At 63.4% G+C, this 21,862-nt stretch carries 14 protein-coding genes and 3 rRNA genes; 14 read left to right on the top strand and 3 right to left on the bottom strand.

The window, feature by feature from the left end; genetic code table 11:
- Positions 1 to 77 precede the first annotated feature (77 nt).
- From ACUWEX_RS00085 to ACUWEX_RS00070, 4 genes are all read left to right on the top strand, one after another.
- On the top strand, positions 78 to 1,571 hold the full coding sequence (locus tag ACUWEX_RS00085; protein ID WP_445996711.1) for an FAD-dependent oxidoreductase: 1,494 nt from the start codon (positions 78 to 80) through the stop codon (positions 1,569 to 1,571).
- A gap of 560 nt (positions 1,572 to 2,131) precedes the next feature.
- Complete coding sequence (dnaB, locus tag ACUWEX_RS00080) at positions 2,132 to 3,511, top strand: replicative DNA helicase (protein ID WP_077054646.1); 1,380 nt, start codon at positions 2,132 to 2,134, stop codon at positions 3,509 to 3,511.
- A 100-nt stretch (positions 3,512 to 3,611) separates the two neighbouring features.
- The gene (locus tag ACUWEX_RS00075; RefSeq protein ID WP_445996710.1) at positions 3,612 to 4,268 is read left to right on the top strand and encodes a DUF308 domain-containing protein; all 657 of its coding nucleotides are present in this window, start codon (positions 3,612 to 3,614) and stop codon (positions 4,266 to 4,268) included.
- Entirely contained in the window at positions 4,265 to 4,519 is a 255-nt protein-coding gene (locus ACUWEX_RS00070; RefSeq protein WP_445996709.1) for a hypothetical protein, read from the top strand. The genes ACUWEX_RS00075 and ACUWEX_RS00070 overlap by 4 nt, the downstream gene beginning before the upstream one ends.
- A gap of 69 nt (positions 4,520 to 4,588) precedes the next feature.
- On the opposite strand, the gene purB is transcribed toward ACUWEX_RS00070, so the two are convergent.
- The 3 genes from purB to ACUWEX_RS00055 form a co-directional block, all read right to left on the bottom strand.
- Complete coding sequence (gene purB, locus ACUWEX_RS00065) at positions 4,589 to 5,977, bottom strand: adenylosuccinate lyase (protein ID WP_445996708.1); 1,389 nt, start codon at positions 5,975 to 5,977, stop codon at positions 4,589 to 4,591.
- Entirely contained in the window at positions 5,974 to 6,420 is a 447-nt protein-coding gene (locus tag ACUWEX_RS00060; RefSeq protein ID WP_445997584.1) for a low molecular weight protein-tyrosine-phosphatase, read from the bottom strand. The genes purB and ACUWEX_RS00060 overlap by 4 nt, the downstream gene beginning before the upstream one ends.
- Positions 6,421 to 6,523: 103 nt before the next feature.
- The gene (locus ACUWEX_RS00055; protein WP_077055531.1) at positions 6,524 to 6,922 is read right to left on the bottom strand and encodes a phage holin family protein; all 399 of its coding nucleotides are present in this window, start codon (positions 6,920 to 6,922) and stop codon (positions 6,524 to 6,526) included.
- 98 nt (positions 6,923 to 7,020) lie between these two features.
- Here ACUWEX_RS00055 and ACUWEX_RS00050 point away from each other — a divergent pair, with 98 nt between their 5' ends.
- The 10 genes from ACUWEX_RS00050 to rrf all read left to right on the top strand — a co-directional run bounded on the left by ACUWEX_RS00050 (position 7,021) and on the right by rrf (position 21,795).
- A complete protein-coding gene (locus ACUWEX_RS00050) occupies positions 7,021 to 8,127 on the top strand; it encodes a histidinol-phosphate transaminase (RefSeq protein ID WP_445996707.1) in 1,107 nt (368 codons plus the stop codon).
- 4 nt (positions 8,128 to 8,131) lie between these two features.
- On the top strand, positions 8,132 to 9,274 hold the full coding sequence (locus ACUWEX_RS00045; RefSeq protein ID WP_445996706.1) for a thiamine pyrophosphate-dependent dehydrogenase E1 component subunit alpha: 1,143 nt from the start codon (positions 8,132 to 8,134) through the stop codon (positions 9,272 to 9,274).
- 74 nt (positions 9,275 to 9,348) lie between these two features.
- Positions 9,349 to 10,308, top strand: a complete 960-nt coding sequence (locus tag ACUWEX_RS00040) for an alpha-ketoacid dehydrogenase subunit beta (RefSeq protein WP_407668746.1) — start codon at positions 9,349 to 9,351, stop codon at positions 10,306 to 10,308.
- Positions 10,309 to 10,402: 94 nt separating this feature from the next.
- Positions 10,403 to 11,917 (top strand): dihydrolipoamide acetyltransferase family protein, encoded by a 1,515-nt coding sequence (locus ACUWEX_RS00035; protein WP_445996705.1) that lies wholly within the window; start codon positions 10,403 to 10,405, stop codon positions 11,915 to 11,917.
- A 523-nt stretch (positions 11,918 to 12,440) separates the two neighbouring features.
- On the top strand, positions 12,441 to 13,730 hold the full coding sequence (locus ACUWEX_RS00030) for a quaternary amine ABC transporter ATP-binding protein (protein WP_445997583.1): 1,290 nt from the start codon (positions 12,441 to 12,443) through the stop codon (positions 13,728 to 13,730).
- Positions 13,727 to 14,656, top strand: coding sequence for an ABC transporter permease (locus ACUWEX_RS00025; RefSeq protein WP_445996704.1), 930 nt, complete (start codon positions 13,727 to 13,729; stop codon positions 14,654 to 14,656). The genes ACUWEX_RS00030 and ACUWEX_RS00025 overlap by 4 nt, the downstream gene beginning before the upstream one ends.
- A 76-nt stretch (positions 14,657 to 14,732) precedes the next feature.
- Complete coding sequence (locus ACUWEX_RS00020) at positions 14,733 to 15,623, top strand: glycine betaine ABC transporter substrate-binding protein (RefSeq protein WP_445996703.1); 891 nt, start codon at positions 14,733 to 14,735, stop codon at positions 15,621 to 15,623.
- 737 nt (positions 15,624 to 16,360) lie between these two features.
- A 16S ribosomal RNA gene (locus ACUWEX_RS00015) occupies positions 16,361 to 17,882 on the top strand.
- 461 nt (positions 17,883 to 18,343) lie between these two features.
- Positions 18,344 to 21,465 (top strand): 23S ribosomal RNA (locus ACUWEX_RS00010).
- A 213-nt stretch (positions 21,466 to 21,678) separates the two neighbouring features.
- Positions 21,679 to 21,795, top strand: a 5S ribosomal RNA gene (rrf, locus tag ACUWEX_RS00005).
- Together the 16S, 23S and 5S rRNA genes form the textbook arrangement of a ribosomal RNA operon.
- The last annotated feature ends 67 nt before the right edge of the window (positions 21,796 to 21,862 follow it).

Raw genomic sequence — 21,862 nt, 5'->3', positions numbered from 1 at the left:
AGCCGTAGACCGTCGTTCGCGCGTCATCCGATCATGGAGACGTGGCCGCGACGCCTGGCCGCCCGAGGAGGATGACGATGAGCCCCGTATCGCTGTGGAACGCACACGCCCCCGAATTCGTCAGCGACCCGTTCGTGGTCGAAGACCGCGCCGATGTCATCGTGGTGGGTGCGGGCCTCACGGGCCTCATCACGGCCACCCTGCTGGCCCGCGCGGGCGTCGATGTGCTCGTGCTCGAGGCGCGCACGCCCGGGGCCGTGACATCCGGCAACACCACCGCCAAGATCAGCGTCCTGCAGGGCACGAAGCTGTCGACCATCCTGTCCCACCACTCCGAGAAGCTGGGCCGCGCGTATGTCGAGGCCAACACCGACGGGCAAGCCCTTCTGCTGGCCCTGTGCGCCGAGTGGGGCGTCCCGGTCGATATCCGAGACTCCTACACCTATGCGGTGTCAGATCAGGGGCTGAAACAGGCGCGTAAGGAGTTCGAGGCCAACGAGAAGCTCGGTCTGGGTGTCGAGTGGGTCGAAGCATCCGAGCTGCCCTATGACATCGAGGGCGCCGTGCGGATGCCGGACCAGGCCCAGTTCGACCCCATGGACTTCATCCCGGCCGCCATCGCCGACATTCGGGCTCACGGCGGCCGCGTGGTGTCGGGCGTGCGCGTGACGGGCGTCGACATCGAATCGCCCACCCTCGTCGAAACCGAGCGAGGTGACGTGCACGCCGAGAACGTCGTGCTGGCGACGGGCATCCCGATCCTCGACCGCGGCGGCTACTTCGCCAAGGTCGCACCCACGCGCTCCTACGCCATCGCCTTCACGGGGGCCTCGATCATCCCCCAGGGCATGTACCTCTCGGCCGACACCCCAAGCCGTTCGGTGCGCCAGGCGACAGTGGATGGCGTGGACTACCTCGTCGTCGGCGGCAACGACCACCCCGTGGGGCGCGGCGGCTCGGAACGCGAGAAGGTCGCCGACCTGGTGAGCTGGACCGAGGAGCACTTCCCCGGTGCTCAGGTGGCGTATTCGTGGTCGGCGCAGGACTACAGCTCGCACAACCAGATCCCCTTCGTCGGGGCACTCCCCCGCGGGCGCGGCAAGGTCTACATGGCCACGGGCTACGACAAGTGGGGAATGACGAATGCGGCCGCGGCATCCCTGCGTTTGCTGGCCGAATTGACGGATGCCGAGCAGCCCGCTTGGGCGAAGGTCTGGGGCACGCGCATCACGACGCCTGCCGATTTTGCGGAAGGTGCCCTGCACAACGCCGAGGTCGGCGTGGAGATCGTGAAGGGCTGGGCGCACGTGCTCACGGGGGCGCCTTCTGAGGCTCCGGCCGAGGGCGATGGGGTGGTTACGCGCGCCTCCGACGGTCTCGCGCCGGTCGGCACCTCGACGGTCGACGGGAAGACCTGTGCGGTCAGTGCGGTGTGCCCCCACCTTGGAGGAGTCGTGTCGTGGAACGACCAGGAGAAGACGTGGGACTGCCCGTTGCACGGTTCTCGATTCACGGCGCAGGGGCACTTGCTCGAGGGGCCGGCCGTGAAGGGTCTCGCGGTACACGAATAAAGTCGCAACGGGAGGGGCCGGTCGGCGGCCCATTCCGAGAGAAAGTCGCCGCCCGGTGTCGCTCGCGTTCGAGGCACCGGGCGTCGTTGTGCGCGGGCCCATCGGACGTCGTACACCCGTGGCGAGTTGCGAGTCAAGTCGATCTATGCACAGGTTAACGGCACGTTGTGAACATTCAATGTGTGATCGAAAGAGTTTTCCACCGGCTGCCTGTGAGTGACTAATAACCTGATCAAGCAGACTTTCGGTCAGTAAATTATTTCGTTATCCACAGCTTTCCACACAGGTTGTGCACACAGCGTGCGGCGTTTCGCCCATGTTATGCACAAAGTTATCCACAGGCACATTTGCTGTGGAGAGACGGCTGTCCCTAGTGTGGGGCAGCGCCTCGTTCCCGAGCGAAGACGCGAGAACGAGTCACCGATCCAGCACTGTCAGCGGTCGGAGGTTTACTAGAGCAGACGCCGCACCCGAAGTGACACGCTGCTCCAGCATCCGTTGGTGGTTCCCGTGCCTGTGGCGCCCCGAAAACTACGTGTGCACCAGGGAAGGAGACCAGAGTGTCAATCGCCCACCTCGGCCTCGCAGATGATCGCTCGGGCTCGAACCCGTCCTACGGTTCAGACCGCACCCCGCCGCACGACCTGTTGGCCGAACAATCCGCCCTGGGTGGCATGCTCCTCTCGAAGGATGCCGTCGCCGACGTCGTCGAGGTCGTGCGCGGCCCCGACTTCTACGTCCCCAAACACGAGATCATCTTCGACGCCCTGCTCGCGTTGTACTCGCAGGGCGAGCCCACCGACGTCATCGCCGTCACCGACGAACTCATCAAACAGGGCGAGCTGTCGCGCGCCGGCGGCGCCGACTACCTGCACACGCTGACGAGCCTCGTTCCCACGGCTGCCAACGCCGGTTTCTATGCCTCCATCGTCGCCGAGCGCGCACTGCTGCGCCGCCTCGTCGAAGCGGGCACGCGCATCGTGCAGATGGGTTACGCGGGTGAGGGTGAGGTGCTCGACCTCGTCAACAACGCGCAGGCCGAGATCTATGGCGTCACCGGGTCCACCGAGAGCGAAGACTACGTGCCGCTGAGCGACGCCGTGGGCGCGGCCTTCGACGAGATCGAGGCCGCGAGCGGAACCGACGGTCAGATGGCGGGTGTTCCCACGGGTTTCATCGAGATGGATGACCTCACCAATGGTTTCCACCCGGGCCAGCTCATCCTGGTCGCCGCCCGCCCCGCACTGGGTAAATCCACGCTGGCCCTCGACTTCGCGCGCGCCGCCGCCATTCACAACGACCAGCCCACCATCGTCTTCTCGCTCGAAATGGGTCGCAGCGAGATCGCCATGCGACTCCTGTCGGCCGAGGCATCCGTGCCCCTGCAGAGCATGCGCAAGGGAAACGTCGACCAGCGCGACTGGACCAAGCTCGCGTCGACGCGCGGCAAGATCAACGACGCTCCCCTCTACATCGACGACAGCCCCAACATGACGCTCGTCGAGATCCGCGCTAAATGCCGTCGGCTCAAGCAGCGCGTGGGCCTCAAGATGGTCGTCATCGACTACCTGCAGCTCATGACGAGCGGTAAGCGCGTCGAGAGCCGCCAGCAGGAGGTCTCCGAGTTCTCACGTGCGCTCAAGCTGCTCGCCAAAGAACTCAAGGTGCCCGTCATCGCGCTGTCGCAGCTGAACCGTGGCCCCGAGCAGCGCGCCGACAAGATGCCCGCCATCAGCGACCTGCGCGAGTCCGGCTCGCTCGAGCAGGACGCCGACATGGTCATCCTGCTGCACCGCGAGAGCGCCTACGAGAAAGACAACCCGCGCGCGGGCGAGGCCGACCTCATCGTCGCCAAGCACCGTAACGGCCCCACGCGCACCGTCACCGTGGCGTTCCACGGCCACTACTCCCGCTTCGCGGACCTCGCGCCGGGCATGTAGCTCGGCGCGCGCCGTCTCCCGCGCGATCGGCACACCGCCCCCGCTCAGCGCGAGCGCGTAGGATGGATGCATCCCCCTGACGAGAAATGAGGCGCCGCACGTGGCACGATCCGCTGTCGCTGAGCCCACGAGCTCGCGTTATTGGATCGCTCTCGTGGTCCGTGCCGTGCTCGCGCTCGTCATCGCCGCCGTCGTGACCTTCTCGGCCGACCACTCCCCCGAATTCGGGCTCACGGTCTTCGCCCTGTTCGCGATTCCTTCGGGCATCGCAACAGCGCTCCTGGCACGTCGCGCCGAAGCGGCGAGCCACGTCGACGCACTGAGCATTCGTCTCATCATGACCTCGGGTGCCCTCACGGCCGTCGCCGGCATCATCGCGTTGATCGTGCGCAGCAACGGCACCAGCGCGCTCATGTGGCTCATCGTCCTCTGGGCCGCCATCACGGGCGCCACCGAGTTCATCGCCGGCCTGCGCGCTCGCAAGACGCTCGCCGCCGCCCGCGAATGGCTCGCCGCCGGAGCCTTCGGGCTCATCCTCGCGATCGCCGTGCTGCTGGTGCCCGGCGGCCTCGACCAACACTTCGTCGGCCCCGACGGCGTCGAGCGCTCGCTCACGTCCGCGGTCGTCACCGTCGGCATGTTCGGCGCCTACGCCGCCGTGCTCGGCGTCTACCTGCTCATCGGCGGGCTCTCCCTCAAATGGGGCGCCTCGGCCGATCGACGCACCGAAGCTACACCCGTGGAGTCCTCCTCATGAGCCAACCGTCCCGCCGCGAGATCCTGAAACCGATCGAACTTCTCGTGATGGCGGCCATCGCGGCCGTCTTCACCGGCGTCATCGTGCTCATGTCCACGCGCGAGCCCGTCATCGCCCTCGTCGCCTTCGGCGTGGCGTTCGTCGTCACGCTCGTCGTCATCGCCATGTTCGTGCTGTCGATCAAACCCGACGACATCGAGCGGCACGAGATCGACGACGAAGACGACGAGTCCCCGGTCTCTCCTCACTAATCACTGGCACACACAGAAGAAGCCCCGACCACATCCGGTCGGGGCTTCTTCTTATTCTGCGTTCAGCGCTCAGGCCTGCGGCAACCGGTCCACCAGCTCGTCGGCCAACCCCACGTACGTGGCGGGCGTCAGCGCAACCAGACGCGCCTTCGCCGCATCCCCGATGTCGAGCTTCTCGACGAACGAGACCAGGTCGTCGCGACCGATGCGCTTACCCCGGGTCAGATCCTTCAGCATCGCGTAGGGGTCGTCGATCGACGAACGCCCGGCAACCACCTCGGCGCGGATGACGGTCTGGATGGCCTCGGCGAGAACCTCCCAGTTGTGGTCGAGGTCGTAGGCCAGGGCATCGCGGTCGAGGTCGATCTCGCGCAGGCCGCGCGCCAGGTTGTCGAGCGCCAGCAGCGAGTGCCCGAGACCCACGCCGATGTTGCGCTGCGTGGTCGAGTCGGTGAGGTCGCGCTGCAGCCGCGAGGTGACGAGCGTGGCCGCCAACGAGTCGAGCAGGGCGCTCGACAGCTCGAGGTTGGCCTCGGCGTTCTCGAAGCGGATGGGGTTGATCTTGTGCGGCATCGTGGACGACCCGGTGGCGCCGGCGACGGGGATCTGCCGGAAGTAGCCGATCGAGATGTACGTCCAGATGTCGGTGGCCAGGTTGTGCAGCACGCGGTTGGCGTGCGAGACCCGGTTGTAGAGCTCGGCCTGCCAGTCGTGCGACTCGATCTGCGTGGTCAGCGGGTTCCACGTGAGCCCGAGCGATTCGACGAACTCCTGCGAGATGGTGGTCCAGGATGCCTCGGGGTCGGCGGCCACGTGAGCCGCGAAAGTGCCGGTGGCACCCGAGAACTTGCCGAGGTATTCGGTGCCCTCGATCTGTGTCTCGATGCGTCGCAGCCGCCACGCGGTGACGGCGAGCTCGCGGCCCATGGTGGTGGGCGTCGCGGGCTGCCCGTGCGTGCGGCTCAGCATGGCGTCGGCACGGAAGGCCTGCGCCTGACGCGTCAGCTCGGCGATCACGCCGCGGTAGGCCGGCAGCCACACCTCGCGCACGGCCAGCGACACCGTCAGTGCGTAGCTGAGGTTGTTGATGTCTTCGCTCGTGCAGGCGATGTGGGTCAACTCGGCGATGGACGCCAGCCCGAGTTCGTCGAGGCGGTGCCGCACGAGGTATTCGACGGCCTTCACGTCGTGGCGCGTGACCGCTTCCTTCTCGGCCAGCCAGTCGATGTCGGCCTGCGAGAACTCGGTGTAGAGCGCGCGCAGGCTCTCCTTCTGCGCCGCCTCGAGCGGCGACGAGCCGAACATGCTGTGGTCGGTCAGGTAGATCAGCCATTCCACCTCGACCTGCACGCGGGCCCGGTTGAGACCGGCCTCGCTCAGGTATTCGCCGAGCGGCTGCACCGAGGCCTTGTAGCGGCCGTCGAGCGGGCTGAGCGGCTGAGGGGGAAGTGAGGTCATCGGAGGGCTCCCTGTCGGATGGCGGGTTCGAGTTGGCGGAAGAGGTGCTTGCACGCCTGCTCAATCATCCCAAGAACCTGGTCGAACATCGCATCGTCGGAATAGTAGGGGTCTGGCACATCGGTGAGGTGCGCCTGCCGCGCGTCGAAGCTCAGCAGCATCTGCACCTTGCTGCGCTCGCCCTCGGTGGGCGCCCAGGCCTTGAGGATGCGGTCGTGGCTGCGGTCGAGGGCCACCACGAGGTCGAGCTTGCCGAACTCGCCGGGGTCGAACTGTTTCGCCCGGTGCGCCGAACCGTCGTAGCCGCGCCGCGCGAGAGCGGCCACGGTGCGGTGGTCGGCCTGTTCCCCCACATGCCAGTCACCCGTGCCGGCCGAGGTGGTGACGACGTATTCTTCGAGCCGCGCGCCCCGCACGAGGGAGCGGAACACGACTTCGGCCATGGGTGAGCGGCAGATGTTGCCGGCGCACACGAAACTCACCCGATAGGGGACGATCTCTTTCTGCGGGGGCTCGGCGTCGAGGTCGGCCTTCTGGCCGGTCAACTCAGCGTCGACCTTCGTTCAACTGGGGCTTCAGGATGGCCCCGAAGATCCAGTTGATGATGCCCAGCACGAGGGCGCCGAGCACACCCCACCAGAAACCGTCGATGGTCAGGCCGAAGCCGAACCAGGAGGTGACGCCGGCGGTGATGAGCAGCAGGATGCCGTTCACGATGAACGAGATCAGCCCGAGCGTGAGGATGTAGAGCGGGAAGGCGACGATACGGATGAGTGTGCCGATGATCGCGTTGACGATTCCGAACACCAGCCCGACCACCAGATAGGTGACGACCGTGGGCAGGATGCCGTCGTCATAGGGGGTGACATGCACGCCGGCCACGATGAGGGTCGTGAGCCAGATCGCCACGCCGTTGATCACGATCCGTATCAAGAATTTGCCCATGGAACCCACTATCCCATCGGCCTCCCGTCGTGACAAAGCTGTTATTCGCCCGTTGGCCGTATTCCGTGCTCGGAATCTCAGCGCCGTAGAATCGCACAATGACCTCCGCCGAACGCCGACCCGTCAAGTTGCGCCCGGAAATCGTCGCATTGCCCCCTTATAAGCAGGGCAAACCGGCCCCCGTCGACGCCTATAAGTTGTCGAGCAACGAGAACCCTTACCCTCCCCTAGACGGTGTTATCGAGGACGTCGTGCGTGCGACATCCTTCAACCGTTATCCGGATGCCACGGCGCTCGCCGTGCGCGAGGTGCTGGCCGCGCGCAACGGCGTCTCGGTCGACGAGGTGCACATCGGCGCCGGTTCGGTGTCGATCATCAGCCAGCTCATCAGCGCGGCCGCCGGAGCGGGCGACGAGGTCGTCTACCCTTGGCGCTCGTTCGAGGCCTACCCGGGTCTCGTCACGGTCGCGGGCGCGACGAGCGTGCAGGTGCCCCTGAAAGCGGATGATTCGCTCGACCTCCCCGCGCTCGCCGAGGCCGTGACCGAGCGCACGCGCGTCGTCATCGTCTGCTCCCCCAACAACCCCACGGGCACCGTGGTCGGCGCCGCCGAGTTCGCCGACTTCATGGAATCCATCCCCGACGACCTGCTCGTCCTCCTCGATGAGGCCTACTACGAGTTCATCGACCGCGAAGACGCCGTCGACGGTCTCGCGCTCACGGGTCGCTACCCCAACCTCGTGGTGCTGCACACCTTCTCCAAGGCCTACGGTCTGGCCGGGCTGCGCATCGGCTGGGCGATCGGGCCCGTCGACATCCTCAACGCCGCCCGCGCGAGCGCCATCCCGCTGTCGGTCACCGAGCCGTCGCAGGTCGCCGCCCTGGCATCGCTCGAGCGCGACTCCGAGCTGGCCGAGCGTGTGTCGCACATCCGCGCTCGCCGCAATGTCATCCGCGACGGCTTCCTCGACCGCGGTCTGCGCGTTCCCGAGGCGCAGGGCAACTTCATCTGGCTGGGCGCCGGCGACGAGACCGATCGTGTGCAAGACGTCCTCTACTCCCACGGCATCGTGGCGCGGGCCTTCCCCGGTTCCGGCGTGCGCATCAGCATCGGCGAGGAGGAGTCGATCGCGAGCCTGTTCCGCGCGGCCGACGAGATCGCCCAGCTGCTTCCCGCCGCACATCCCCACTCGACGTTAGGTTAGAACGGTGACAGTTCCCCTTCATGATCAGGCTTCGCCTGCCGTGCAGTTCTTGTCGACGGACGGCGTGTTCAGCGTCTCCGAGCAGAGCGAGCAGTACGCCCCCTACCTCGAGCGTCTGACCGAGGCCGACCACCGCCGGTTCTACCGCGACATGTCGGTCGTGCGGGCGTTCGACGTCGAGTCGGCCAACCTGCAGCGCCAGGGCCAGCTGGCCCTCTGGGTGCCGAGCTTCGGGCAGGAGGCCGCCCAAGTGGGTTCGGCCCACGCCGCCCGGCCGCAAGATCACCTCTTCCCCTCTTACCGCGAGCACGCCGTGGGATTCGTGCGCGGCATCGACCTGCTCAACGTGCTGCGCCTGCTGCGCGGTGTCACGCACGGTGGCTGGGACCCGAAGGATCCGACCAACGGCAACTTCCACCTCTACACGCTCGTCATCGGCTCGCAGACGCTGCACGCCACGGGCTATGCGCTCGGCCAGAAGCTCGACGGTCGCACCAACACGGGCAACCCCGAGACCGACGAGGCCACCATGGTCTACTTCGGCGACGGCGCCACGAGCCAGGGGGATGTCAGCGAGGCCCTCGTCTTCGCGTCGAGCTACCAGACCCCGCAGGTCTTCTTCCTGCAGAACAACCACTGGGCCATTTCGGTGCCCGTCACCACGCAGTCGCGCACACCGTTGCACCGACGCGGCGACGGCTTCGGTGTGCCCAACGTGCAGGTCGACGGCAACGACGTCCTGGCGAGCTTCGCGGTCACGGCCAAGCACCTCGACGATGCGCGCTCCGGTCAGGGCCCGCAGCTCATCGAGGCGCTCACCTATCGCATCGGCGCGCACACCACGAGTGACGACCCCACCAAGTACCGCACGCAGGAAGAGCTCGACTCGTGGGTGGCCAAAGATCCCATCGCGCGCTTCGAGGCCTACCTGCGCTCGCAGAGTGCCCCGCAGTCCTTCTTCGACGATGTGGATGCCGAGGCCAAAGACTTCGCGTCCGACATCCGTCGCCGCACCCTGGCCCTCGAGACGCCCGACATGAGTCTCATGTTCGATCACGTCTACTCCGAGCCGCACCCGCTCCTCGAGGAGCAGAAGGCGTGGCTCACCCAGTACGAGAACTCGATGAACGGCGGGGAGTCCGCATGAGCGACACGATGACGAACACGCAGGCCACCGGCGGCGACGGAGCCGAGGCCCCGCGCGGCATCGAGAACCTGCCCATGGTGAAGGCCCTCAACGCGGGTCTGCGCCAGGCCATGCTCGACGACCCGCGCGTGCTCATGATGGGTGAGGACATCGGCCGTCTCGGCGGCGTCTTCCGCGTGACCGAGGGCCTGCAGCCCGAGTTCGGCACCGACCGCGTGCTCGACACGCCCCTCGCCGAGTCGGGCATCATCGGCACGGCCATCGGCCTCGCCATGCACGGTTTCCGACCGGTGTGCGAGATCCAGTTCGACGGCTTCATCTACCCCGGCTTCGACCAGATCACGTCGCAGCTGGCGAAGCTCACCAACCGGCACGAGGGCCAGCTCAGCATGCCCCTCGTCATCCGCGTTCCTTACGGCGGGCACATCGGCGCGGTCGAGCACCACCAGGAGAGCCCCGAGGCCTACTTCGCGCACACGCCGGGCCTCCGCGCGGTCAGCCCGTCGACGCCCAACGATGCCTATTGGATGATTCAGGAGGCCATCGCCTCCAACGACCCCGTCATGTTCTTCGAGCCCAAGAGCCGTTACTGGCCGAAGGGTGAGGTCGACTTCTCGTCGTCGGCCGTTCCGCTGCACGCATCGCGCGTGGTCCGCACCGGCACCGACGTCACGCTCGTGGGCCACGGCGCCATGGTCACCGTGCTGTTGCAGGCCGCCGAGCTGGCCGCCGCCGAGGGCACCTCGGTCGAGGTCGTCGATCTGCGTTCTCTCTCCCCGGTCGACTACGGTCCCGTCGTCGAGAGCGTGCGCAAGACCGGTCGCGCCGTCGTCGCGCAGGAGGCCTCCGGTTTCGCGTCGATCGGGTCGGAGATCGCGGCCACCATCACCGAGCGCGCGTTCTATTCGCTTGAGGCGCCCGTCCTGCGGGTCTCCGGCTTCGATACGCCGTTCCCGCCCGCCAAACTCGAGGGTCTGTTCCTGCCCGACGCCGACCGCATCCTCGAGGCCGTCGACCGGTCGCTGGCCTACTAGCCGGCACGCCAACACCCGGCCGGCCTTGCGCCGGCGAACCCCGCTTCACCCGTACCGCCCCGAGCGGCACCGCACGCACCGAATGGACTAACTCATGAGCGAGATGCGCTTTCCTCTTCCCGATGTGGGCGAGGGCCTGACCGAGGCCGAGATCGTGTCGTGGAAGGTCGCCCCCGGCGATCACGTGGCGCTCAACCAGGTGCTGGTCGAGATCGAGACGGCCAAGTCGCTCGTCGAGCTGCCGTCGCCGTTCGTCGGCACGGTCGGCGAGATCCTGGTCGACGAGGGCACGACGGTCGACGTGGGCACCCACATCGTCACCATCCAGTCGGGCGAGTCGGCGGATGCCGCAGCCACCCCCTCCGCGTCCGGTCCCGCTTCTGCGGCCGCCGCCCCCTCCGGTTCGGGCACCGCCACGACCGTGGGTACCGGCAGCGTCGGCGACATCCCTTCGGCCGCCGCGGCAGCCGGCCCCGCCGAGAGCGCGCAGTTCCGCATGGCGGGCACGGCCGATGTCCCGGCCACGCTGGCGCAGGCCGAAGCTCAGGCCGAGGCCTCCGCATCGGCTCAGCAGTCCGTCTCCGATACCCGTGACTCCATCGCCTCCGAGGAGCCCAAGCAGGGCAGCGTCCTGGTGGGCTACGGCACGGGCGGCCAGGTCTCCAGCCGCCGCACGGCCACGTCACGCCAGAACCTCCGTCCCGCGCCCCCGGCCTCTGTCCTGGCGTCGGTGCCGGCCGCGGCCGCCGTCCCCATCATCGTCAAACCGCCCATCCGCAAGCTCGCGAAAGACCTCGGCGTCGCGCTCGACACGCTCGAGGGCACGGGTCTCGCGGGCGAGATCACGCGCGACGACGTCGTGCGCGCGGCCAGCCAGCCGAAGGTCTTCCGCAACATCGAGACGCCCGAGTGGGCGCCCGAGCGCGAGGAGCGCATCCCCGTCAAGGGTGTGCGCAAGGCCATCGCCAATGCCATGGTGCAGTCGGCCTACACGGCCCCGCACGTGAGCCTGTTCGTCGATGTCGATGCCACCCGCACCATGGAATTCGTGAAGCGGCTGAAGGCTTCCACCGATTTCGCGGGCGTCAAGGTGTCGCCGTTGCTCATCATGGCCAAGGCCATGATCTGGGCCGTGCGCCGCAACCCGATGGTCAACGCGGCCTGGACCGACGAAGAGATCATCGTGCGCCACTTCGTCAACCTCGGTGTCGCGGCAGCCACCCCGCGCGGCCTCATCGTGCCGAACGTGAAAGACGCTCAGGCGATGACGCTGCTCGAGCTGGCCCGCGCCCTCGAACAACTCACGCTGACGGCGCGCGACGGCAAGACGCCGCCCTCCGATATGCAGCAGGGCACCATCACGATCACCAATATCGGCGTCTTCGGCATGGACACAGGCACGCCCATCCTCAACCCGGGCGAGGTGGCCATCGTCGCGCTCGGCACGATCAAGCAGAAGCCGTGGGTGGTGGATGGCGAGGTGCGCCCCCGTTTCGTCACGACCCTGGGCGCCTCGTTCGACCACCGCGTCGTCGACGGCGACGTGGCGAGCCGCTTTCTGGCGGACGTCGCGGCCATCATCGAAGAACCGGCGCTCCTCCTCGACTGACGGACGGCCCCCCGCGCGGCGCGATCGCGCGACGGGGTCATCTCGCCGCGCCGGGCTCCGAACGTCGCTCAGATCGCCCCGGCTGGACGCCTTCGATGGCGCTTCTCGATGCCCTCGAAGGTCACGGTAGGACAACAATGCCGATTGCCTGGTCAGGGCCACATTAGGGCGCCGCGAAGCCCGTCTCGCCGCGACATCCGGCCGTTCTCGATGTCCCCCGAATAGGCGACTCGGCCGCCCGTCGTTAGGCTGGACGACGGTCATGACGACCACACACCCAGTCCGCGATCGGGGTGCAGGGCCTCCGGGTCCGCGCGCCGCGGTCGTATGGTCCAGGGCGTTCTGGCCGGCTCCGAAGCAGCCAGACCGCGAACCCGTATCGCCGCGCTGAGTCCGTTCCGCAACGACTCGTGCGCCGCTTGATGTGGCGGGTTCCGACGCGCGCCCCGTGACCCGGCCGTGAGAAACGAAATGCGTTGCCCGCGCCCGGCGTCGGCAATGCGCTGGAGAACACGTGTCAGAAATGGTTGCCGTCAGCGCACGGAATCTATACAAGGTATTCGGAAGAAAACCGCGGGAGGTGGTGAAGCGTCTCGCGGCGGGAAGTGCGCGCGACGAGCTCACCGGCCTCGGCACAGCCGCGGTGATCGACGCCTCGTTCGAGGTGAAGCAGGGCGAGATCTTCGTCGTGATGGGGTTGAGCGGTTCGGGAAAGTCCACGCTCATCCGCATGCTCAACGGCCTGCTCGAGCCGACGTCGGGAACGGTCGAGGTCATGGGTTCGCCCATCTCCGGCATCTCCGACGCCCAGCTGCGCGAGGTGCGCAAGAAGAACGTCTCGATGGTCTTCCAGCACTTCGCGCTCCTCCCCCACCGCAGTGTGCGCGACAACGTGGCCTACGGGCTCGAGATCCAGGGCATGCCCCTCGCCGAGCGCCGCGAACGGACCGAGCGCATCATCCAGCGTGTGGGGCTCGACGGATGGGCCGACAAGCTCCCCGCGCAGCTCTCGGGTGGCATGCAGCAGCGCGTCGGTCTGGCCCGCGCGCTCGCCGCCGACACCGACGTCCTGCTGATGGACGAGGCGTTCTCGGCTCTCGACCCGCTCATCCGGCGCGAGATGCAGGAGCAGCTCGTCGAACTGCAGGCCGAGCTCGGCAAGACCATCATCTTCATCACGCACGACCTCAACGAGGCCATGTTCCTCGGCGATCGCATCGCGGTCATGCGCGACGGCCGCATCGTGCAGGTCGGCACCCCCAACGACATCCTCACCGACCCGGCCAACGACTATGTGGCCCAGTTCGTGCAGGATGTCGACCGCGCCCGTGTGCTCACCGCCGCGGGTGTCATGGAGCCCGCCCGTTCGGTCGTCTCGGTCGCCGCCGGCCCGCGCGCCGCCCTCCGTGCCATGCGCGACCTGCAGACGTCGGCCGCGTTCGTCGTCGGCCCGGGTCGTCGCCTCCTCGGTGTGGTGCGCGACAAGGACGTGCTGCGTCTGGTCAAGGCCAACGAAACCGACCTCAGCACGGTCATCCGCAACGACGCCGCCACGGTCACGGGTGACGTCCACCTGACGGACCTCTTCGAGAGCGCCGTCGAGAGCCCGCTGCCCGTCGCGGTGCTCGACGCCGAGAACCGTCTGCTCGGCGCCATCCCCCGCGTCACCCTGCTCGCCGCGCTCGGAAACGTGCCGACGACAACCTCCGAGCTCGACACCATCGAACCGGCACCCAGCGTCTCGGTCGAGACCATTACCGAGACCTTGCGCGTCACGGCCCCGAACAGCAGCACAGAAGGGACCCTCGTATGAACGAGTTCCGCATTCCCCTCGGCGAGTGGGCCGAAAGCGTCGTCGATTTCATCACGGATGTCTTCAGCGGCTTCTTCGCGGTCCTGCGAGCCATCTTCGCCGCCCTTTACGACGCGGTGGACCTGGTACTCGCCTCTCCCCCGTTCTGGGCCGTCATCATCGTCGCGGTCGCGCTGGCCTTCTTCGTGCGCGGCTGGAAGTTCGCGCTCGGCTCGGCGGTCGGTTTCCTCCTGATCGTGGGCGTCGACCAGTGGGAGAACGCCATGGATACCTTGGCGCTCGTCCTCGTGGCCAGCGCCATCGCCATCGCCATCAGCGTTCCCGTCGGCATCCTGGCGGCGCGTTCGGATACGGCGTCCAAGATCATCAAACCGATCCTCGACTTCATGCAGACCATGCCGGCCTTCGTCTACCTGATTCCGGCCCTCATCCTGTTCCGCGTCGGCGTGGTACCCGGAATCGTCGCGACCATCATCTTCGCGATGGCCCCCGGCGTGCGCCTCACCGAGCTCGGCATCCGCGGTGTCGACAAGGAGGTCGTCGAGGCCGGCCAGGCGTTCGGTGCCTCCCCCGGCCGCATCCTGCGCCAGATCCAGCTGCCCCTCGCCATGCCCAGCATCTCGGCGGGCATCAACCAGGTCATCATGCTGTCGCTCTCGATGGTCGTCATCGCGGGTCTCGTCGGCGCCGGTGGTCTGGGTGCCCAGGTGGTCGCGAGCCTGGGCCGCGTCGACGTGGGTCTCGGCTTCGAGGCGGGTCTCGCGGTCGTGATCCTCGCCATCTTCCTCGACCGCCTCACGGCGTCCTTCGGCACGCGTCGCGCTCGCCGCCCCTCTCGCACCGAACGCGCAGCGGATGCCGCATCCCCCGCCGCCTCGAGCGCCCCTCTCCCCCCGGCCCCGGCCTCTGCACGCGCGTCCCAGTGATGCTTCGCACCTCGAGCTGACCCCGCCGCGCCCCATACCCCCACCCCCGTCTTCTCCGACGGGACGAAAGGAAACAATGAAGAACCGCACCACAGCAACCCTCGCCACTGTCGCGCTCGCCGGAATGGTCGGCCTCGTCGGCTGTTCGTCCGGCACCGCCGAAACCCTCGACAACGGCGACCAGAAGGATGTCACGATCGCCGTCTTCCAGGGCTGGGACGAAGGGGTGGCCGCCAGCTACCTCTGGAAGGCCGTCCTCGAGGAGAAGGGCTACGACGTCGAACTCGAGGATGCCGACGTCGCCCCCGTCTATGAGGGACTCTCTTCGGGCGACTACGACCTGGTCCTCGACACGTGGCTCCCCCAGACCCACAAAACCTACATGGACCGCTACGGCAAGGATGTCACCGACCTCGGTGCCTGGAATGACGACGCCAAGCTCACCATCGCCGTGAACGAGGACGCCCCGATCGACTCCCTCGAGGAGCTGGCCGACAACGCCGACCTCTTCGACAACCGCCTCATCGGCATCGAGCCGGGTGCCGGTCTCACCGAGGCCACGCAGGAGAAGGTCATCCCCGGCTACGGTCTGGAGGACATGGAGTACCTCACCTCGTCGACGGCCGCCATGCTCTCCGAGCTGAAGTCCCGCACGGATGCCGGCGAGAACGTCGTCGTCACGCTCTGGACGCCGCACTGGGCCTATGACGCCTTCCCCCTGAAGGACCTCGCAGACCCGCAGGGCACGCTGGGGGATGCCGAGAGTATCCACTCGGTATCCAGCAAGCAGTTCGGCGACAAGTTCCCCACCCTCGAGGGATGGATCAAGAACTTCACCATGGACAGCGACCAGCTCTACTCGCTGGAGAACGCCATGTTCAACGAGAACTCCAGCGACGACTACGAGCCCATCGTGGCGAAGTGGATCGAAGACAACCGCGACTACGTGGACTCCCTCACGAAGTAGTCGCCCGGTGTAACACCCCTGGGTTCACCACCCGCTAGAAAGGCCGCGCTCACCGAGTGCGGCCTTTCGTGTTCGCCTGAGCGGCCGTGTCACCCGCGTCACACCCCGCCATTCCGAGGATATCCGGGCCAGACGGGCCACCCCGAAATTCTTCAGAAGTTTTTCCAGAATCACTTTTCCCCGGTAAACAGAGCAATCCCCGCCTCATCGCGGCCGTGGAAACGGCTCGTGTATGAGAAATGGCTTCTACGGCCTCTGAATCTGTCGTACAGTAGACAAGTTGCCGGGGACGGAAGCCGAAAGGCCCAGAAGCGAAGTCAACCAAAACCCCCGCTGAGAAGCACAAAATCCGATTACGGATCATCGTGTCAGCGTGGAAAACCCACACAACGAAATCTTCGATGTGAATCAGTCTGCCTGAAAATGACAAACCGGTTCGATTTGACAAGACTTCAAGATGTGGTAGGTTAGAGAAGTTGCCCTGATGAACAGCCTTCGGGTGGGTTTGTTGGGTGCGTCTGATCTTTGAGAACTCAACAGCGTGCACAATGTCAAATGCCAAATAACCTCGGCATCCATTTTTTGGGTGTTTGAGATTTCTTTGAGATTGAAAATGAATGTCAGTTGATATTCGGATTTGGTCAGATTGAACTCGTGTGGATTGTTCGCCTATTCCGGTGGCTGTTCACACATCTGAATGTGCCGTCGCTTCTTTGGGAGTGGTTGGCAGATAAACATTTACGGAGAGTTTGATCCTGGCTCAGGACGAACGCTGGCGGCGTGCTTAACACATGCAAGTCGAACGATGAAGCCCAGCTTGCTGGGTGGATTAGTGGCGAACGGGTGAGTAACACGTGAGTAACCTGCCCTTGACTCTGGGATAAGCGCTGGAAACGGCGTCTAATACCGGATATGACAACCGACGGCATCGTCTGGTTGTGGAAAGAATTTTGGTCAAGGATGGACTCGCGGCCTATCAGCTTGTTGGTGAGGTAATGGCTCACCAAGGCGACGACGGGTAGCCGGCCTGAGAGGGTGACCGGCCACACTGGGACTGAGACACGGCCCAGACTCCTACGGGAGGCAGCAGTGGGGAATATTGCACAATGGGCGAAAGCCTGATGCAGCAACGCCGCGTGAGGGACGACGGCCTTCGGGTTGTAAACCTCTTTTAGCAGGGAAGAAGCGAAAGTGACGGTACCTGCAGAAAAAGCACCGGCTAACTACGTGCCAGCAGCCGCGGTAATACGTAGGGTGCAAGCGTTGTCCGGAATTATTGGGCGTAAAGAGCTCGTAGGCGGTTTGTCGCGTCTGCTGTGAAATCCCGAGGCTCAACCTCGGGTCTGCAGTGGGTACGGGCAGACTAGAGTGCGGTAGGGGAGATTGGAATTCCTGGTGTAGCGGTGGAATGCGCAGATATCAGGAGGAACACCGATGGCGAAGGCAGATCTCTGGGCCGTAACTGACGCTGAGGAGCGAAAGGGTGGGGAGCAAACAGGCTTAGATACCCTGGTAGTCCACCCCGTAAACGTTGGGAACTAGATGTGGGGACCATTCCACGGTCTCCGTGTCGCAGCTAACGCATTAAGTTCCCCGCCTGGGGAGTACGGCCGCAAGGCTAAAACTCAAAGGAATTGACGGGGGCCCGCACAAGCGGCGGAGCATGCGGATTAATTCGATGCAACGCGAAGAACCTTACCAAGGCTTGACATATACGAGAACGGGCCAGAAATGGTCAACTCTTTGGACACTCGTATACAGGTGGTGCATGGTTGTCGTCAGCTCGTGTCGTGAGATGTTGGGTTAAGTCCCGCAACGAGCGCAACCCTCGTTCTATGTTGCCAGCACGTAATGGTGGGAACTCATGGGATACTGCCGGGGTCAACTCGGAGGAAGGTGGGGACGACGTCAAATCATCATGCCCCTTATGTCTTGGGCTTCACGCATGCTACAATGGCCGATACAAAGGGCTGCAATACCGCAAGGTGGAGCGAATCCCAAAAAGTCGGTCCCAGTTCGGATTGAGGTCTGCAACTCGACCTCATGAAGTCGGAGTCGCTAGTAATCGCAGATCAGCAACGCTGCGGTGAATACGTTCCCGGGCCTTGTACACACCGCCCGTCAAGTCATGAAAGTCGGTAACACCCGAAGCCAGTGGCCTAACCCTTGTGGAAGGAGCTGTCTAAGGTGGGATCGGTAATTAGGACTAAGTCGTAACAAGGTAGCCGTACCGGAAGGTGCGGCTGGATCACCTCCTTTCTAAGGAGCATATGGCGCCTCTTCGTTGAGGTGTCCAGAGCCGCGATCGAGACGAATGTTCTCGCGTGGTGCTCATGGGTGGAACATTGACATTGACATCATCGTGAACGTGTTTACGGCGAGTACGTCTTCTTCGGGAGATTGGAAAGTTGTGGCAGGGGAGTGGTGGTGTATGCACGCTGTTGGGTCCTGAGGGACCAGAAACGTGAAGGCCTCCTATTGAGGGGGATTTGCGGGACTGACTCTTACGGACCTTTTTGGTCTGGGACCTAGTTGATCGGCATTACTGGCCGGTTGGGTAGGTACCGCCCGTACTTTGAGAACTACACAGTGGACGCGAGCATCTTAGATGCGGAACTTTATGTTCCGTGTCTTGATAAACACAATGATTTATCCAACACTTCGGTGTTGGTGATCCATTGGTCAATTTCTTACGAGAAATTCGATTCGAACTCATGTGATTTCAAGTTTCTAAGAGCAAACGGTGGATGCCTTGGCATCTGGAGCCGAAGAAGGACGTAGTAATCTGCGATAAGCCTCGGGAAGCTGATAAACGAGCTGTGATCCGAGGATTTCCGAATGGGGAAACCCCGCCAGGCCCTTTGGGTGACCTGGTGACTCCCGCCTGAATATATAGGGCGGGTAGAGGGAACGGGGGGAAGTGAAACATCTCAGTACCCTCAGGAAGAGAAAGCAAAAGCGATTCCGTGAGTAGTGGCGAGCGAAACCGGAACAGGCTAAACCGATTATGTGTGATATCCGGCAGGAGTTGCATGGTCGGGGTTGTGGGACTTTTCTTTTCTGTCTGCCGATGGAGAAGGGTTAGAGCGCTGTATAGACGAATGATTTTGAATGATCAGTCAGAGAGGGTGCGAACCCCGTAGTCGAAATGCAGTTATCGCCCGAAGAGTATCCCAAGTAGCACGGGGCCCGAGAAATCCCGTGTGAATCTGTCAGGACCACCTGATAAGCCTAAATACTCCCAGATGACCGATAGTGAACAAGTACCGTGAGGGAAAGGTGAAAAGTACCCCGGGAGGGGAGTGAAATAGTACCTGAAACCGTTTGCTTACAAACCGTTGGAGCCTCCTTGTAGGGGTGACAGCGTGCCTTTTGAAGAATGAGCCTGCGAGTTAGCGATATGTGGCGAGGTTAACCCGTGTGGGGTAGCCGTAGCGAAAGCGAGTCTGAATAGGGCGATTCAGTCGCATGTCCTAGACCCGAAGCGAAGTGATCTATCCATGGCCAGGTTGAAGCGACGGTAAGACGTCGTGGAGGACCGAACCCACTTCAGTTGAAAATGGAGGGGATGAGCTGTGGATAGGGGTGAAAGGCCAATCAAACTTCGTGATAGCTGGTTCTCTCCGAAATGCATTTAGGTGCAGCGTTGCGTGTTTCTTGCCGGAGGTAGAGCTACTGGATGGCCGATGGGGCCCAAAAGCTTACTGACGTCAGCCAAACTCCGAATGCCGGTAAGTGAGAGCGCAGCAGTGAGACTGTGGGGGATAAGCTTCATAGTCGAGAGGGAAACAACCCAGACCACCAACTAAGGTCCCAAAGCGCGTGCTAAGTGGGAAAGGATGTGGAGTTGCACAGACAACCAGGAGGTTGGCTTAGAAGCAGCCACCCTTGAAAGAGTGCGTAATAGCTCACTGGTCAAGTGATTCCGCGCCGACAATGTAACGGGGCTCAAGCACGCCACCGAAGTTGTGGCATTTATATTTTAGCCCGGCCCACTTGTGGGTCCAGGCGTATGGATGGGTAGGAGAGCGTCGTGTGGCGAGTGAAGCGGCGGTGTGAACCAGCCGTGGACGCCACACGAGTGAGAATGCAGGCATGAGTAGCGAAAGACGGGTGAGAAACCCGTCCTCCGAAAGACCAAGGGTTCCAGGGCCAGGCTAATCCGCCCTGGGTAAGTCGGGACCTAAGGCGAGGCCGACAGGCGTAGTCGATGGACAACGGGTTGATATTCCCGTACCGGCGAAGAACCGCCCAAACTAATCCAGTGATGCTAAGAGTCTGAATCCTTGTCACTGATCCCTTCGGGGTGACGGTCAAGGCCTAGCGCTCGACCCTATGCTGGTGCGGTTAGCGTATTAACAGGTGTGACGCAGGAAGGTAGTCGGTCCTAGGCGATGGTTGTCCTAGGCCAAGGTTGTAGGCCGAGAGATAGGCAAATCCGTCTCTCATGAAGGCTGAGAACTTAAGGGGAGCCCGTAAGGGCATGATCCGATGATCCTATGCTGCCAAGAAAAGCATCGACGCGAGGTTCTAGCTGCCCGTACCCCAAACCGACTCAGGTGGTCAGGTAGAGAATACTAAGGAGATCGAGAGAATCGTGGTTAAGGAACTCGGCAAAATGCCCCCGTAACTTCGGGAGAAGGGGGGCCTAAGGCGTGAATGGACTTGCTCCAGTAAGCGCTGCAGGGCCGCAGAGACCAGTGGGAAGCGACTGTTTACTAAAAACACAGGTCCGTGCTAAGTCGCAAGACGATGTATACGGACTGACGCCTGCCCGGTGCTGGAAGGTTAAGAGGAACGGTTAGCCGTAAGGCGAAGCTGAGAATTTAAGCCCCAGTAAACGGCGGTGGTAACTATAACCATCCTAAGGTAGCGAAATTCCTTGTCGGGTAAGTTCCGACCTGCACGAATGGCGTAACGACTTCCCAGCTGTCTCAACCGCGAACTCGGCGAAATTGCACTACGAGTAAAGATGCTCGTTACGCGCAGCAGGACGGAAAGACCCCGTGACCTTTACTACAGCTTGGTATTGGTGTTCGGTGTGGCTTGTGTAGGATAGGTGGGAGACTGTGAAGCGGGCACGCTAGTGTTCGTGGAGTCATCGTTGAAATACCACTCTGGTCACTCTGGATATCTAACTTCGAACCGTAATCCGGTTCAGGGACAGTGCCTGGTGGGTAGTTTAACTGGGGCGGTTGCCTCCCAAAAAGTAACGGAGGCGCCCAAAGGTTCCCTCAACCTGGTTGGCAATCAGGTGGCGAGTGTAAGTGCACAAGGGAGCTTGACTGTGAGACTGACAAGTCGAGCAGGGACGAAAGTCGGGACTAGTGATCCGGCAGTGGCTTGTGGAAGCGCTGTCGCTCAACGGATAAAAGGTACCTCGGGGATAACAGGCTGATCTTGCCCAAGAGTCCATATCGACGGCATGGTTTGGCACCTCGATGTCGGCTCGTCGCATCCTGGGGCTGGAGTAGGTCCCAAGGGTTGGGCTGTTCGCCCATTAAAGCGGTACGCGAGCTGGGTTTAGAACGTCGTGAGACAGTTCGGTCCCTATCCGCTGCGCGCGCAGGAAATTTGAGAGGATCTGACCCTAGTACGAGAGGACCGGGTTGGACGAACCTCTGGTGTGTCAGTTGTTCCGCCAGGAGCACCGCTGATTAGCTACGTTCGGGATGGATAACCGCTGAAAGCATCTAAGCGGGAAGCCGGCCTCAAGATGAGATTTCCATGCCTTCGGGCGAGAGGCTCCCAGCCAGACGACTGGGTTGATAGGCCGGATGTGGAAGAGAGGACTAAAGACTCTCGGAGCTGACCGGTACTAATAAGCCGATAACTTGATAATCAACCACCCCCTTTGAGGGGTGAAGCATGAAATTCGTATCGAATGACATGATGCTACGCGTCCACTCTGTGGTTCTCGATGTACGGTCGAGAACAAAGCAACACAACATAACTGAACAGCTACACCCGTTCAGAACCCCACAACACCCGTGTTGTGACAGGTTCCCAGGGGTGAAGTCTTCGGAACATGAACTGATCGTATGATCCCTAATGTTTCGGCGGCCATAGCGAGAGGGAAACGCCCGGTCACATTCCGAACCCGGAAGCTAAGACTCTCAGCGCCGATGGTACTGCAGGGGGGACCCTGTGGGAGAGTAGGACACCGCCGGACTTAACATTGAAAATGGCCACCCAACACGCTTGGGTGGCCATTTTCGCTTTAACACCACCAGATGAGG

Source organism: Okibacterium fritillariae, assembly GCF_052783725.1.
This window is presented reverse-complemented; position numbering and strand designations above follow the sequence as displayed.

Coding starts and splice junctions, on each gene's coding strand:
- ACUWEX_RS00085 (WP_445996711.1), top strand. CDS start 78: ATGAGCCCCGTATCGCTGTGGAACGCACACGCCCCCGAATTCGTCAGC.
- ACUWEX_RS00070 (WP_445996709.1), top strand. CDS start 4,265: ATGAGCCAACCGTCCCGCCGCGAGATCCTGAAACCGATCGAACTTCTC.
- purB (WP_445996708.1), bottom strand. CDS start 5,977: ATGACCTCACTTCCCCCTCAGCCGCTCAGCCCGCTCGACGGCCGCTAC.
- ACUWEX_RS00060 (WP_445997584.1), bottom strand. CDS start 6,420: ATGGCCGAAGTCGTGTTCCGCTCCCTCGTGCGGGGCGCGCGGCTCGAA.
- ACUWEX_RS00055 (WP_077055531.1), bottom strand. CDS start 6,922: ATGGGCAAATTCTTGATACGGATCGTGATCAACGGCGTGGCGATCTGG.
- ACUWEX_RS00050 (WP_445996707.1), top strand. CDS start 7,021: ATGACCTCCGCCGAACGCCGACCCGTCAAGTTGCGCCCGGAAATCGTC.
- ACUWEX_RS00040 (WP_407668746.1), top strand. CDS start 9,349: ATGGTGAAGGCCCTCAACGCGGGTCTGCGCCAGGCCATGCTCGACGAC.
- ACUWEX_RS00035 (WP_445996705.1), top strand. CDS start 10,403: ATGAGCGAGATGCGCTTTCCTCTTCCCGATGTGGGCGAGGGCCTGACC.
- ACUWEX_RS00030 (WP_445997583.1), top strand. CDS start 12,441: ATGGTTGCCGTCAGCGCACGGAATCTATACAAGGTATTCGGAAGAAAA.
- ACUWEX_RS00025 (WP_445996704.1), top strand. CDS start 13,727: ATGAACGAGTTCCGCATTCCCCTCGGCGAGTGGGCCGAAAGCGTCGTC.
- ACUWEX_RS00020 (WP_445996703.1), top strand. CDS start 14,733: ATGAAGAACCGCACCACAGCAACCCTCGCCACTGTCGCGCTCGCCGGA.